This window comes from Mesorhizobium sp. M4B.F.Ca.ET.214.01.1.1 (assembly GCF_004791545.1).
Lineage (GTDB): Bacteria > Pseudomonadota > Alphaproteobacteria > Rhizobiales > Rhizobiaceae > Mesorhizobium > Mesorhizobium abyssinicae.
Genome location: NZ_SRUX01000083.1, coordinates 1 through 406 on the forward strand (window position 1 = coordinate 1; position 406 = coordinate 406).

A 406-nucleotide genomic window follows, 5' to 3' on the forward strand; every position below is an offset into this window, starting at 1 on the left:
CCGGCTTCGGTCACCGCCGCTTCCCACATCTTGATCGCTCGGTAGTGGCCGGTGCAGCCGCTGCCTGCGGTCAACATCGCGCTGCCGGGGAAACGGTCCTGGTAGCGATGCAAGAGGGCGCGGCCAAACGGATCATCGAGTTCCTGATAGTAGTCGAGGCAGCTGTAGAGGCCTTCGATCTGCTCGGACGGCACGAGATTGAAGAAGTTCTCGTCGAAGTAGGTGCAGATGATCTTGCCGCCCCGCTTGCCGAAGCCAGCCTTGTGCAATTCGTCGAGGAACGGCGTCAGGCCCGGCGGAACGAGGGTGTTGAATACCACCTCGGCGCCACTCGCCATGATCTGCTCGACCGTCCGCCGGAAATCGACTGTATCGAGCGGGAAATATTCCTCACCGACGATCTCAC

Annotated in this window: 1 protein-coding gene; it reads right to left on the minus strand. The window is 61.1% G+C overall.

All coding sequences use genetic code 11. The features are described 5' to 3' along the window. Positions 1 to 406 (minus strand): ABC transporter substrate-binding protein (locus EN857_RS33395; RefSeq protein ID WP_145972040.1); only part of this gene is annotated, 406 nt, incomplete at both ends.